Source organism: Escherichia sp. KS167_9B, assembly GCF_030295215.1.
Taxonomy (GTDB): Bacteria; Pseudomonadota; Gammaproteobacteria; order Enterobacterales; family Enterobacteriaceae; genus Escherichia; species Escherichia coli_F.
The window spans coordinates 3,531,703-3,546,160 of sequence record NZ_AP025754.1; the positions used below are offsets into that span (position 1 = coordinate 3,531,703).

The window sequence follows — 14,458 nt, forward strand, 5'->3', positions numbered from 1 at the left end:
CGAAATTGGCTTTGATAAAAACATAAGGTTTTTATCACTTTCTAATGAAATTATGGAAGAGATATCACATTTCTATATCAATATGAGAATTACAGCGGTGAGTTTATCAAACTGACGAGGGATAGCCTGCCCCTTTATCTTATTTCTGATACTTAGCAGCAAATAAACAACGCAATAAAAAAAGCCAAACGTTTTCGTATTTTACACACAACCGGAAGCTGGCATCAATTTGTGATCTACACCACACATTACCCGTCAAATTAGTCTTTTATAGCCGCGTGGATAATTCTGGCACACTTATTGTTAGTCCCTGGTATAGCTGTGAAAACACCAATCACTTTGGCAAGTCACAGTGAAATAAACCACTTTGCCTGTCATTCCACTACCGGGACTTTATGATGAAAACTGTTAATGAGCTGATTAAGGATATCAATTCGCTGACCTCTCACCTTCACGAGAAAGATTTTTTGTTAACGTGGGAACAGACGCCTGATGAACTGAAACAAGTACTGGACGTTGCCGCAGCATTAAAAGCACTGCGTGCTGAAAACATCTCAACCAAAGTCTTTAATAGTGGATTAGGTATTTCCGTATTCCGCGACAACTCCACCCGTACCCGCTTCTCTTATGCTTCCGCGCTTAACCTGCTCGGCCTTGCACAGCAAGATCTCGACGAAGGCAAATCACAAATCGCTCACGGCGAAACCGTACGTGAAACCGCCAATATGATCTCCTTCTGCGCCGACTCTATTGGTATTCGTGACGATATGTATCTGGGCGCAGGTAACGCCTATATGCGTGAAGTTGGCGCTGCGCTTGATGACGGCTACAAGCAGGGCGTGCTTCCACAGCGTCCGGCTTTAGTGAACCTGCAATGCGATATCGACCATCCGACTCAGTCAATGGCTGACCTGGCATGGTTGCGTGAACACTTTGGTTCGCTCGAAAACCTGAAAGGTAAAAAAATCGCCATGACCTGGGCATACTCGCCAAGCTACGGCAAACCGCTCTCTGTACCGCAAGGCATTATCGGCCTGATGACCCGCTTCGGTATGGATGTCACCCTGGCCCATCCGGAAGGCTACGATTTGATCCCGGATGTAGTTGAAGTAGCTAAAAATAATGCTAAAGCCTCTGGCGGTAGCTTCCGTCAGGTCACCAGCATGGAAGAAGCCTTCAAAGACGCAGACATCGTTTATCCGAAGTCATGGGCACCTTACAAAGTGATGGAAGAGCGTACTGAACTGCTGCGTGCGAACGATCACGAAGGCTTAAAAGCACTGGAAAAACAGTGTCTGGCACAGAACGCGCAACACAAAGACTGGCATTGCACTGAAGAGATGATGGAACTGACCCGTGATGGCGAAGCCCTGTACATGCACTGCCTGCCAGCAGATATCAGCGGCGTATCCTGCAAAGAAGGTGAAGTCACTGAAGGCGTATTCGAAAAATACCGTATCGCGACCTACAAAGAAGCCAGCTGGAAGCCATACATCATCGCAGCAATGATCCTTTCCCGTAAATATTCCAAACCAGGCGCACTGCTCGAACAACTGCTGAAAGAAGCGCAAGAACGCGTGAAATAACCCCCTCGGGCCGATCGACAGGTCGGCTCTCTATTTCCAGAGGCCAAAAGGATAGGATATGTCCGTTTTCTCATTGAAGATTGATATCGCCGATAACAAATTTTTCAACGGCGAAACATCACCGCTCTTTTCGCAAAGCCAGGCAAAACTGGCGCGCCAGTTCCACCAGAAAATTGCTGGCTATCGCCCAACACCACTTTGCGCGCTGGACGATCTCGCAAACCTTTTTGGGGTAAAAAAAATTCTCGTTAAGGACGAATCAAAACGATTCGGTCTGAACGCATTCAAAATGCTCGGCGGCGCATATGCCATCGCTCAGTTGTTGTGCGAAAAATATCATCTTGATATCGAAACACTGTCATTCGAGCATCTGAAAAGTGCCATCGGCGAAAAAATGACATTTGCTACAACGACCGACGGCAACCACGGGCGCGGTGTTGCCTGGGCAGCACAGCAACTCGGTCAGAACGCGGTAATTTACATGCCGAAAGGTTCCGCTCAGGAACGCGTTGACGCCATTCTGAACCTCGGAGCCGAGTGCATCGTCACTGATATGAACTATGACGATACCGTTCGTCTGACCATGCAACACGCGCAGCAACACGGCTGGGAAGTGGTGCAAGATACCGCCTGGGAAGGCTACACCAAAATCCCAACCTGGATCATGCAGGGCTATGCCACTCTGGCAGATGAAGCCGTCGAGCAAATACGTGAAATGGGCGTAACCCCAACTCACGTTCTGCTGCAAGCCGGTGTCGGCGCGATGGCTGGCGGCGTACTGGGTTATCTGGTCGACGTCTACAGCCCGCAAAATCTGCACAGCATTATTGTTGAACCTGACAAAGCTGACTGTATTTATCGCTCCGGCGTCAAAGGCGACATCGTCAACGTTGGCGGCGATATGGCCACCATCATGGCGGGTCTGGCCTGCGGCGAACCTAACCCGCTGGGCTGGGAGATTCTACGTAACTGCGCCACCCAATTCATCTCCTGCCAGGACAGCGTTGCCGCATTAGGTATGCGCGTGCTGGGTAATCCGTACGGCAACGACCCGCGCATCATCTCCGGTGAATCCGGCGCTGTCGGTTTGGGCGTTCTCGCGGCGGTTCATTATCACCCGCAACGTCAAAGCCTGATGGAAAAACTAGCGCTGAACAAAGATGCCGTGGTGCTGGTTATCAGCACTGAAGGCGACACCGACGTGAAGCACTACCGCGAAGTTGTCTGGGAAGGCAAACACTCTGTAGCACCTTAATCACCCTATTGGAACTGCTCCCCGCCAAACGGGGAGTAAAAAATCTGGAGAAAAATAATGGCTAAGAATATTCCATTCAAACTGATTCTTGAAAAAGCAAGAGATTACCAGGCAGACATGACTCGCTTCCTGCGCGACATGGTTGCGATCCCCAGCGAAAGCTGCGACGAAAAACGCGTAGTGCATCGTATTAAAGAAGAGATGGAAAAAGTCGGCTTCGATAAAGTTGAAATCGACCCGATGGGCAACGTGCTCGGTTATATCGGTCACGGCCCGCGTCTGGTGGCGATGGACGCGCATATCGACACCGTCGGCATTGGCAACATCAAAAACTGGGACTTCGATCCGTACGAAGGCATGGAAACTGATGAGCTGATAAGCGGCCGTGGTACTTCCGACCAGGAAGGCGGCATGGCATCTATGGTTTATGCCGGTAAAATCATTAAAGACCTCGGTCTGGAAGATGAATACACCCTGCTGGTCACCGGCACTGTGCAGGAAGAAGACTGCGACGGTCTGTGCTGGCAGTACATTATTGAACAATCTGGCATTCGCCCGGAATTTGTGGTCAGTACCGAACCAACCGACTGCCAGGTATATCGTGGTCAACGCGGTCGTATGGAAATTCGCATTGATGTTCAGGGCGTTAGCTGCCACGGCTCTGCGCCAGAACGCGGTGATAACGCCATTTTCAAAATGGGTCCGATTCTTGGAGAATTGCAGGAACTCTCCCAGCGCCTGGGCTATGACGAATTCCTCGGCAAAGGCACCCTCACCGTTTCTGAAATCTTCTTCACATCTCCAAGCCGTTGCGCTGTAGCAGACAGCTGCGCAGTTTCAATTGACCGTCGTCTGACCTGGGGCGAAACCTGGGAAGGCGCGCTGGACGAAATCCGCGCCCTGCCTGCGGTACAGAAAGCTAACGCGGTTGTTTCTATGTACAACTACGACCGTCCTTCCTGGACTGGCCTGGTTTACCCAACCGAATGCTACTTCCCGACCTGGAAAGTGGAAGAAGATCACTTCACTGTTAAAGCCCTGGTGAACGCCTACGAAGGGCTGTTTGGCAAAGCGCCGGTTGTTGATAAGTGGACCTTCTCAACTAACGGCGTCTCCATCATGGGTCGTCACGGCATTCCGGTGATCGGTTTTGGCCCTGGTAAAGAACCTGAAGCGCACGCACCTAACGAAAAAACCTGGAAATCTCACCTGGTGACCTGTGCCGCTATGTACGCTGCAATCCCGTTAAGCTGGCTGGCAACCGAATAATTACTCTTCACTTATTCCCCTCCGGTTCGCCGGAGGGTTTTTGGAGTTTGCTATGCGCGTATTGATCAAAAACGGCACTGTCGTTAACGCAGATGGACAAGCCAAACAAGATTTGCTGATTGAGAGCGGGATTGTTCGCCAATTGGGCAGCAATATTTCGCCGCAGCTCCCGTATGAAGAAATTGATGCCACTGGCTGTTACGTTTTCCCTGGCGGCGTGGATGTCCATACGCATTTCAATATTGATGTCGGCATCGCGCGCAGTTGTGATGATTTTTTTACCGGTACCCGCGCAGCTGCGTGTGGCGGTACAACAACCATTATTGACCATATGGGATTTGGCCCGAATGGCTGCCGGTTACGCCATCAACTGGAAGTTTATCGTGGTTATGCCGCCCATAAAGCGGTTATTGACTACAGCTTTCACGGTGTTATCCAGCACATTAATCACGCCATCCTCGACGAAATTCCGATGATGGTCGAAGAAGGACTGAGCAGTTTTAAACTCTATTTAACCTATCAATACAAACTCAACGACGACGAGGTTTTGCAGGCGTTACGCCGCTTGCATGAGTCCGGCGCGCTGACCACCGTGCACCCGGAAAATGACGCGGCTATCGCCAGCAAGCGGGCGGAGTTTATCGCCGCAGGGTTAACCGCGCCGCGCTATCACGCCTTGAGTCGCCCTCTGGAATGCGAAGCGGAAGCCATCGCACGCATGATTAACCTGGCACAAATTGCCGGTAACGCCCCGCTCTATATCGTCCACCTCTCTAACGGCTTAGGTCTGGATTATCTGCGTCTTGCCCGCGCGAATCACCAGCCAGTCTGGGTTGAAACCTGCCCGCAATATCTCCTGCTGGACGAACGCAGTTACGATACAGAAGACGGCATGAAGTTCATTCTTAGCCCACCACTGCGTAACGTGCGTGAGCAGGACAAACTGTGGTGTGGCATTAGTGATGGTGCGATTGACGTAGTGGCGACCGATCACTGCACCTTCTCGATGGCCCAGCGCCAGCAAATTTCTAAAGGCGATTTCAGCCGCTGCCCAAATGGCTTGCCCGGTGTGGAAAACCGCATGCAGTTGCTGTTCTCCAGTGGCGTGATGACGGGACGTATCACACCGGAGCGTTTTGTTGAATTGACCAGTGCGATGCCCGCCAGGCTATTTGGCCTGTGGCCACAAAAAGGATTATTAGCGCCCGGCTCAGATGGTGATGTGGTAATTATCGACCCACGTCAGAGTCAACAAATTCAACACCGCCATCTCCACGACAACGCCGACTACTCGCCCTGGGAGGGTTTTACCTGTCAGGGCGCAATTGTCAGAACATTATCCCGTGGTGAAACGATTTTCTGTGACGGCACCTTTACAGGTAAAGCCGGGCGAGGTCGTTTCCTGCGACGCAAACCGTTTGTCCCTCCCGTGCTCTAACCACTGCCAGGGATCTATACACAATCAAGAATGATGAGTGAGGAAAAATGAGTAAGAAAATTGTTCTCGCCCTGGGCGGGAATGCGCTGGGCGACGATCTAGCCGGACAAATGAAAGCGGTAAAAATTACGTCTCAGGCAATTGTTGATTTAATTGCCCAGGGACATGAGGTCATCGTCACTCATGGTAACGGGCCGCAGGTGGGCATGATTAACCAGGCCTTTGAAGCTGCCGCAAAAACGGAAGCGCACTCGCCAATGCTGCCGATGTCTGTCTGTGTTGCCTTAAGCCAGGGTTATATTGGTTACGATCTACAAAACGCCTTAAGAGAAGAACTGCTTTCTCGTGGCATTAATAAACCTGTAGCAACGCTGGTTACCCAGGTCGAAGTCGACGCTAACGATCCGGCATTCCTCAACCCGACCAAACCAATCGGTTCGTTCTTTACCGAGCAGGAAGCCGAGCAACTGACAAAACAGGGTTACACTCTGAAAGAAGATGCTGGTCGCGGCTATCGCCGTGTTGTTGCCTCGCCAAAACCGGTTGATATCATTGAAAAAGAAACGGTTAAAGCTCTGGTAGATGCAGGCCAGGTAGTGATCACCGTTGGCGGTGGTGGTATTCCTGTTATTCGTGAAGGTAACCATCTGCGTGGTGCCAGCGCGGTTATCGATAAAGACTGGGCCAGTGCCCGTTTAGCAGAAATGATTGATGCCGATATGCTGATCATTCTGACCGCGGTAGAAAAAGTGGCCATTAACTTCGGTAAAGAGAATGAGCAGTGGCTCGACCGCCTGTCATTGGTCGATGCTGAACGCTTTATCGAAGAAGGTCATTTTGCGAAAGGTTCTATGCTGCCTAAAGTGGAAGCAGCCGCCTCGTTTGCTCGCTCTCGCGCTGGACGCGAAGCACTGATTACCGTATTGAGCAAAGCGAAAGAAGGGATTGAAGGCAAAACCGGAACGGTGATTTGTCAGTAATTTAAAGGCCGGGTGGGTAATACCATCCGGCCATTTTCATTTAAGCCACTTCCAGCACTTCTTTTGTCGCTTTAACGCCCTGATGCATCAACATCATTAATGCCTCAAGTACGCCGCCGCCAATTGCCCGGGCTTTATCAGAAACGCTGGTGAAATCAGCCGTTTCACCACGTGGATCGATATCACCAATTTTAAAACCACCGACCACCGCCAGTCCGTCGTTCAACAAGCCACGCACCATCCCCGTCAACGGTGCTTTAATTTCATGCTCACCAATCCAGGCAATCACATCGCCCTCTTTCACCAGATCGCCTAATTTCACGTTGGATCGCATAATGCCTGCAGCAGGAGCACGGATCACCCGTCGGGTGGTATGCCCCATAATATTGCCGGGAACACCGGTATTCTCCTGCGCACAACCAGAGTAAATCACCTGACCGAGCCAGTGCCCGCGATTTGTTTCAATTACCGCATGGCAATCCTTCCCAGCAGTAAAGCCCGGCCCAAGCGCGATTGTTACTGGTGCCATATCTGCCCGCGTACCCAAATTCTGTTTCGCCAGAATAGCGTCCACCACGCAAAGCGGTTTCAGTTCATCAAGCAATGAACAGGCGGGATCTACCATCACAGGGATGAATCCGCGTTCGGTAAGTTTCATCGCTTCCGCAGAGCTGGTTGCCAAGCGGGCAGTGACGCCTTCGACCGTCATTTCGCCATCGAACACGGCCTGGGCAAACGCCACGGTACAACGAATCACTGTCGGTTTTTCCACTTCCAGCATGATCACTTTAAAACCCGCATGATACAGACGTAGCGCCACACCACTGGCGATATCCCCCGCACCGCGAATCACCACCAGCTGGTGTCCGGAAGGATGAGAAGGTTTCATCATCAGCCCACCCGGCGCGTTATTTTTCACCTGTAATATTTCTGCCAGCACGCTGATGGCGATCTCCTGCGGCGTTTCCGCACCTATGTTGTAACCAACGGGCGCATGTAAACGGGCAATATGTTCTTCAGCCACGCCTTTCTCACGCAATTGACGTAGGAAAAGCTGAACCTTGCGGCGACTTGCCAGCAACCCCAGCCATGCAATGGGCTGTTCAATGAGTTTGTCGAGGGCTTCACGATCCTGATTATTCGTGGCAATCAGGACAAAATTATCAGGGCGAATATCCAGTGCTTCCACTGCCGCACCAAACGACTCAGCATGGAGAAGCGTGGTTGATGGTGGGAATAATTCAGGATTAAGGCTTTCGCGATAAATATCGGCAACGGCAATATCAAATCCTAATAGCGCCGCACTCTGGGCTATCGCCCGGTTGACATGCCCCGCGCCAATCAACACCAGACGAGGACGCATACCATGGACGCTGATAAACACGGACATTGCACCTCCACAATCTGACCCGACAGCATCCACACCGTTACGAGCCATACGTCCATGGAATAATCGCGGCTTACGTTCCTGCAATGCCTGAAGCGACTCTTCAATCACCTTCCGCTCAACCATTCCACCACCAATTGTACCGACGATAGAACCATCGGCGCGCACTAACATTTGTGCAGAATGGCGGGGAGTCGAGCCTCGGCTATCAACAATTTGCGCCATCGCAAACGGACAATTTTGCTCTTCAAGTTTTGCAGCCTCTGTGAAAATATTCATACCAACCTCAATGGATATCCTTTCAGTAACCCGGAATACCCGGGCCGCTAATTCACAAATCTGCGCGCGATTGCAGGATGTTCTTGTATATCGCCCAGCCAGATTGCCTCTACGTCGTGTTGTTGCAGCGGTTGAAGGAGCTCGCTTTGCGCAATCGCATTCTCACATTGAGAAAAACGGTTAATGAACCAGACTCGCCGACAACCTTGCGGTACGTTTTTAAATGCGCCCTGAGGGTGGCGAACCAGCGCAACGAGATCGCTCAGTTGCAAGGTTGCATCAGGTGTTAACCCGGTAATATCAGCAAACTGCGACCAGCGATGGACATTTTCTGTGCTCACTTTCGCACCCAAAATATGTCCTCCCATCACAGCAATCACGCAGCAACTGCTTTTGGGTATGCAAGGTTCGTGCTCATCAGGCGCTTTTAACGGCATTCCACGCGAGCCATCTGCCTCAATGAGAATTACGTCACACTCTGGTCGTTGCACCAGTGCATCAATCGCTTCTGGCATAAATCCCTGCACTTTTCCCTGGTTCGCTTTCCAGCTGTGAAAACAAAATGAAATGGGGGATGTAAGAGACGCATGAGGAAGCATGGCGGGATCACGACAGAAAACCACGGGCCAGTGAGACGTTGGCATAAACATATGTGTCGTCGTAGTGATTAACACACGCCTGCCGCTAGCCTGGAGCAGTTCTGCCAGCCAAAAAAGCAAGCTGGTTTTCCCCCCAGCCCCAACAACAGAAATCACAGTGGGGCGTTTCTGCGCGCCTAAATCAATGAATAATGCCGATGGGTCAACTATACTTTTCACGAGTCTTTATGACCTCTCTGGGATAAATTATCCCCAACTTAATCCATCAGGAAGTAACGCAATTATCAGGCGTTATTAGCCCCTATAAATAATGGAACCACTATGTCAGCCATCGACTGTATAATTACCGCTGCCGGATTATCATCAAGAATGGGGCAATGGAAAATGATGTTACCCTGGCAACAGGGAACAATTCTTGATGCAAGTATCAAAAATGCGTTGCAGTTTTGTAGCCGAATTATTTTAGTCACCGGCTATCGTGGTAATGAACTGCACGAACGTTATGCGAACCAGAGTAATATCACTATTATCCACAACCCAAATTATGCGCAGGGTTTACTGACATCAGTAAAGGCCGCAGTACCCGCGGTGCAAACCGAACATTGTTTTCTCACCCACGGTGACATGCCAACCCTCACCATCGATATTTTTAGAAAAATCTGGTCGTTACGTAATGATGGCGCAATACTGCCACTCCATAAAGGTATCCCCGGCCATCCGATTTTAGTGTCAAAGCCATGCCTGATGCAGGCAACCCAGCGACCCAATGTCACCAATATGCGTCAGGCACTCCTTATGGGAGAACATTATTCCGTCGAAATAGAGAATGCAGAAATAATTTTAGATATTGATACTCCGGACGACTTTATTACAGCGCAAAAAAGGTATACTGAAATTTAGAAAACGTAGTTAAACGTTTGCGTTCAAATATTTAAACCATCCAGCCTGCTTTATCATTATGATAAGGAATCACTGATTTTGAGAAAAGAGAAAAAGTGATAAATGGGCTGGTAATAATAATTTCCAGGAGTGATTTTAATTCTCATTTGGCACCTGTGAGTTCATTCACAAAAAGCCCTTAAGTTTCGAGCCGCCTCACATTTTTTTATATTTCCCGCCAAACCTGGCAAGAGTGGTGCGATTGTTGCTCTATCCCCCTAAACCACCGGATTTCTCAACACCGGTCACTCAATGATATCTGTATAAGCTAAGGAGAGGGTTATGGGGGATATTATGCGTCCCATTCCGTTTGAGGAACTTTTGACGCGCATATTTGATGAATACCAACAACAACGCTCAATCTTTGGTATTCCCGAGCAACAGTTTTACTCACCCGTAAAAGGTAAAACTGTTAGCGTCTTCGGTGAAACCTGTGCCACTCCCGTCGGCCCTGCCGCTGGTCCGCACACGCAGCTCGCGCAAAATATTGTCACATCCTGGCTGACTGGCGGACGCTTCATCGAACTAAAAACTGTCCAAATTCTTGACCGCCTGGAACTGGAAAAGCCCTGTATCGACGCTGAAGACGAGTGCTTTAACACCGAATGGTCTACCGAATTTACCCTGCTTAAAGCCTGGGATGAATACCTCAAAGCCTGGTTTGCCCTGCACCTTCTCGAAGCGATGTTCCAGCCTTCTGATTCCGGTAAATCGTTCATCTTTAATATGAGCGTCGGTTACAACCTCGAAGGTATTAAGCAACCGCCAATGCAACAGTTCATCGACAATATGATGGACGCATCTGACCATCCGAAATTCGCTCAATATCGCGATACGCTGAATAAATTACTCCAGGATGACGCATTTTTAGCCCGCCACGGCTTACAGGAAAAACGCGAATGCTTGCAGGCCTTACCCGCTCGCATCCCCACCAGCATGGTGCAGGGCGTCACCCTCTCCACGATGCACGGCTGTCCTCCGCATGAAATCGAAGCCATTTGCCGCTACATGCTGGAAGAAAAAGGGCTCAATACCTTTGTGAAACTCAACCCGACCTTACTGGGGTACGCGCGTGTTCGTGAGATCCTCGATGTCTGCGGTTTCGGTTACATAGGCTTAAAAGAAGAGTCATTTGATCACGACCTCAAGCTGACGCAAGCGCTGGAAATGCTGGAACGCCTGATGGTACTGGCAAAAGAAAAATCACTCGGCTTTGGCGTAAAACTGACTAACACTTTCGGCACCATCAACAATAAAGGCGCACTGCCTGGTGAAGAGATGTATATGTCAGGCCGTGCGCTGTTCCCGCTCTCCATCAATGTTGCAGCAGTTCTCTCTCGCGCCTTTGACGGCAAACTGCCCATTTCTTATTCCGGTGGTGCCAGTCAGCTGACTATCCGCGATATTTTTGATACTGGTATTCGCCCTATTACTATGGCAACCGACCTGCTGAAACCTGGCGGCTATCTGCGCTTAAGTGCCTGCATGCGCGAGCTGGAAGGCTCCGACGCCTGGGGGCTTGACCATGTTGACGTCGAACGACTGAACAAACTGGCAGCAGACGCGTTAACCATGGAATACACTCAGAAACACTGGAAGCCAGAAGAGCGTATTGAAGTGGCAGAAGACCTGCCGTTGACCGACTGCTACGTTGCACCGTGCGTTACTGCTTGCGCCATTAAACAGGATATTCCGGAATACATCCGTCTGCTTGGCGAACACCGCTATGCCGACGCACTGGAACTCATCTACCAACGCAACGCCCTGCCCGCCATTACCGGTCATATTTGCGATCACCAGTGCCAATACAACTGTACCCGCCTGGATTACGACAGTGCGCTGAATATCCGCGAACTGAAAAAAGTCGCGCTGGAAAAAGGTTGGGATGAATATAAGCAACGCTGGCACAAACCAGCCGGTTCTGGTTCACGCCATCCGGTTGCCGTGATTGGTGCAGGTCCGGCGGGTCTGGCAGCAGGTTACTTCCTTGCCAGAGCGGGCCATCCGGTTACGCTGTTTGAACGCGAAGCCAATGCGGGCGGCGTGGTGAAAAATATCATTCCTCAGTTCCGTATTCCTGCAGAGTTAATTCAGCACGATATCGATTTTGTTGCCGCTCACGGCGTGAAATTTGAGTATGGCTGCTCACCCGATCTGACCGTTGAACAGTTAAAAAATCAGGGCTTCCACTATGTTCTGATTGCCACCGGCACTGATAAAAATAGCGGTGTGAAACTGGCGGGCGACAACCAAAATGTCTGGAAATCACTCCCCTTCCTGCGTGAATACAACAAGGGCACAGCGCTCAAGCTGGGCAAACATGTGGTCGTTGTCGGGGCGGGTAACACCGCAATGGACTGCGCTCGTGCGGCGTTACGCGTTCCAGGCGTAGAAAAAGCAACGGTCGTTTACCGTCGTTCACTGCAAGAGATGCCAGCATGGCGCGAAGAGTATGAAGAAGCGTTGCACGACGGCGTGGAGTTCCGTTTCCTGAATAATCCGGAACGTTTCGATGCTGATGGCACCTTAACCTTGCGCGTTATGTCGCTTGGCGAACCTGATGAGAAAGGTCGTCGCCGTCCGGTTGAAACCAACGAAACAGTAACACTGCATGTAGACAGCCTGATCACCGCCATTGGTGAACAGCAGGATACTGAAGCCCTGAATGCGATGGGCGTGCCGCTGGACAAAAACGGCTGGCCAGACGTCGACCATAATGGCGAAACTCGTCTGACTGACGTCTTTATGATCGGCGACGTACAGCGCGGACCATCCTCCATTGTCGCTGCTGTCGGAACCGCGCGTCGGGCGACCGATGCCATCCTTAGTCGGGAAAATATCCGTTCCCACCAGAACGATAAATACTGGAACAACGTCAATCCGGCGGAAATCTATCAACGCAAAGGCGATATCTCTATCACCCTGGTGGATAGCGACGATCGTGATGCGTTTGTCGCTCAGGAAGCTTCTCGCTGTCTTGAATGTAACTACGTTTGCAGCAAGTGTGTGGATGTCTGCCCTAACCGCGCCAATGTCTCAATTGCGGTCCCTGGATTCCAGAACCGTTTCCAGACGCTGCACCTCGACGCTTACTGTAACGAATGCGGCAACTGCGCCCAGTTCTGCCCGTGGAACGGTAAACCATATAAAGACAAAATCACCGTATTCAGCCTGTCGCAAGACTTTGATAACAGCAGCAACCCAGGCTTCCTTGTGGAAGATTGCCAGGTACGCATACGTCTGAATAACCAAAGCTGGGTGTTAAACATCGACAGCGAAGGTCAGTTCAACAACGTACCACCGGAGCTGAACGATATGTGCCGCATCATTAGCCATGTCCACCAGCATCATCATTATCTGCTGGGCCGCGTGGAGGTGTAATCATGTTGATTCTGAAGAATGTCACCGCAGTGCAGTTACACCCGGCGAAAGTGCAGGAAGGCGTTGATATCGCCATCGAAAATGATGTGATTGTCGCTATAGGCGATGCTCTGACGCAACGCTACCCCGATGCCAGCTACAAAGAGATGCATGGTCGGATTGTGATGCCGGGAATTGTCTGCTCGCACAACCATTTTTACTCGGGGCTTTCCCGTGGAATTATGGCAAACATCGCCCCCTGCCCGGATTTCATCTCAACGCTGAAAAATCTCTGGTGGCGACTCGATCGCGCCCTTGATGAAGAGTCTCTCTATTACAGCGGACTGATTTGTTCCCTGGAAGCGATTAAGAGCGGATGTACATCTGTTATCGATCACCATGCCTCTCCGGCGTATATCGGCGGGTCGCTCTCCACATTGCGCAACGCATTTTTAAAAGTTGGCCTGCGTGCGATGACCTGTTTTGAAACCACTGACCGTAACAACGGCATTAAAGAACTACAGGAAGGAGTAGAGGAAAATATCCGCTTCGCCCGTCAGATTGATGATGCGAAGAAAGCGGCAACTGAACCGTATCTGGTAGAGGCTCATATTGGTGCTCACGCGCCGTTTACTGTGCCGGATGCCGGTCTGGAAATGCTGCGTGAGGCCGTGAAAGCCACAGGCCGTGGTTTACATATTCACGCTGCGGAAGACCTTTACGATGTTTCCCATAGTCATCACTGGTACGGCAAAGATCTGCTGGCACGATTAGCGCAATTCGATCTCATCGACAGCAAAACGCTGGTCGCTCATGGGCTTTATCTGTCTAAAGACGACATCGCGTTGCTCAATCAGCGTGATGCATTCCTGGTGCATAACGCCCGTTCAAACATGAACAACCATGTCGGCTACAACCATCATCTTTGCGACATCCGCAATCTGGCGTTGGGAACGGACGGAATTGGTTCGGACATGTTTGAAGAGATGAAATTTGCCTTCTTTAAACATCGCGATGCGGGTGGTCCGCTGTGGCCTGACAGCTTTGCCAAAGCTCTGGCTAACGGCAACGAACTGATGAGCCGCAACTTTGGCGCGAAATTTGGCCTTCTTGAAGCCGGTTATAAAGCCGATTTAACCATTTGCGATTACAACTCACCGACGCCACTGCTGGCAGACAATATCGCTGGACATATCGCTTTCGGCATGGGTTCAGGCAGCGTTCATAGCGTGATGGTCAATGGCGTTATGGTCTATGAAGACCGTCAGTTTAACTTCGATTGCGATTCCATTTATGCGCAAGCCCAAAAAGCCGCCGCCAGTATGTGGCGTCGGATGGATGCGCTGGCATAAATGACAGATACCCT

General features: G+C 50.6%; 10 protein-coding genes. 8 read left to right on the top strand and 2 right to left on the bottom strand.

Annotation, left to right across the window (positions count from 1 at the left end; all coding sequences use genetic code 11):
- The first annotated feature begins 398 nt into the window (after nucleotides 1-398).
- From ygeW to arcC, 5 genes are read left to right on the top strand one after another with little or no spacing between them, the layout of a single operon-like run.
- A complete protein-coding gene (gene ygeW, locus QUE34_RS17785) occupies nucleotides 399-1,586 on the top strand; it encodes a knotted carbamoyltransferase YgeW (protein WP_123059881.1) in 1,188 nt (395 codons plus the stop codon).
- Nucleotides 1,587-1,644: 58 nt separating this feature from the next.
- Nucleotides 1,645-2,841 (top strand): diaminopropionate ammonia-lyase, encoded by a 1,197-nt coding sequence (gene dpaL, locus QUE34_RS17790; protein WP_105268666.1) that lies wholly within the window; start codon nucleotides 1,645-1,647, stop codon nucleotides 2,839-2,841.
- Between the two features lie 57 nt (nucleotides 2,842-2,898).
- Nucleotides 2,899-4,110 (top strand): YgeY family selenium metabolism-linked hydrolase, encoded by a 1,212-nt coding sequence (locus QUE34_RS17795; RefSeq protein ID WP_105268667.1) that lies wholly within the window; start codon nucleotides 2,899-2,901, stop codon nucleotides 4,108-4,110.
- A 52-nt stretch (nucleotides 4,111-4,162) separates the two neighbouring features.
- The gene (gene hyuA, locus QUE34_RS17800) at nucleotides 4,163-5,548 is read left to right on the top strand and encodes a D-phenylhydantoinase (protein ID WP_103253726.1); all 1,386 of its coding nucleotides are present in this window, start codon (nucleotides 4,163-4,165) and stop codon (nucleotides 5,546-5,548) included.
- Nucleotides 5,549-5,595: 47 nt separating this feature from the next.
- Nucleotides 5,596-6,528, top strand: a complete 933-nt coding sequence (arcC, locus tag QUE34_RS17805) for a carbamate kinase (RefSeq protein ID WP_105268668.1) — start codon at nucleotides 5,596-5,598, stop codon at nucleotides 6,526-6,528.
- A 40-nt stretch (nucleotides 6,529-6,568) separates the two neighbouring features.
- On the opposite strand, the gene yqeB is transcribed toward arcC, so the two are convergent.
- Together yqeB and yqeC are read right to left on the bottom strand one after the other, a co-directional pair.
- Nucleotides 6,569-8,194, bottom strand: coding sequence for a selenium-dependent molybdenum cofactor biosynthesis protein YqeB (yqeB, locus tag QUE34_RS17810; protein ID WP_001020405.1), 1,626 nt, complete (start codon nucleotides 8,192-8,194; stop codon nucleotides 6,569-6,571).
- Nucleotides 8,195-8,241: 47 nt separating this feature from the next.
- Nucleotides 8,242-9,012 carry a selenium cofactor biosynthesis protein YqeC gene (gene yqeC / locus QUE34_RS17815; protein ID WP_001604791.1) on the bottom strand — a complete coding sequence of 257 codons (771 nt, stop codon included), beginning with the start codon at nucleotides 9,010-9,012 and terminating at the stop codon, nucleotides 8,242-8,244.
- Between the two features lie 102 nt (nucleotides 9,013-9,114).
- Here yqeC and mocA point away from each other — a divergent pair, with 102 nt between their 5' ends.
- The 3 genes from mocA to ssnA all read left to right on the top strand — a co-directional run bounded on the left by mocA (nucleotide 9,115) and on the right by ssnA (nucleotide 14,444).
- Nucleotides 9,115-9,693: a molybdenum cofactor cytidylyltransferase gene (gene mocA, locus QUE34_RS17820; RefSeq protein WP_001272839.1), complete on the top strand. Its 579-nt coding sequence runs from the start codon at nucleotides 9,115-9,117 to the stop codon at nucleotides 9,691-9,693.
- Between the two features lie 321 nt (nucleotides 9,694-10,014).
- Nucleotides 10,015-13,113: a putative selenate reductase subunit YgfK gene (ygfK, locus tag QUE34_RS17825; RefSeq protein ID WP_105268670.1), complete on the top strand. Its 3,099-nt coding sequence runs from the start codon at nucleotides 10,015-10,017 to the stop codon at nucleotides 13,111-13,113.
- 2 nt (nucleotides 13,114-13,115) lie between these two features.
- Nucleotides 13,116-14,444, top strand: coding sequence for a putative aminohydrolase SsnA (gene ssnA, locus QUE34_RS17830; protein ID WP_103253723.1), 1,329 nt, complete (start codon nucleotides 13,116-13,118; stop codon nucleotides 14,442-14,444).
- The last annotated feature ends 14 nt before the right edge of the window (nucleotides 14,445-14,458 follow it).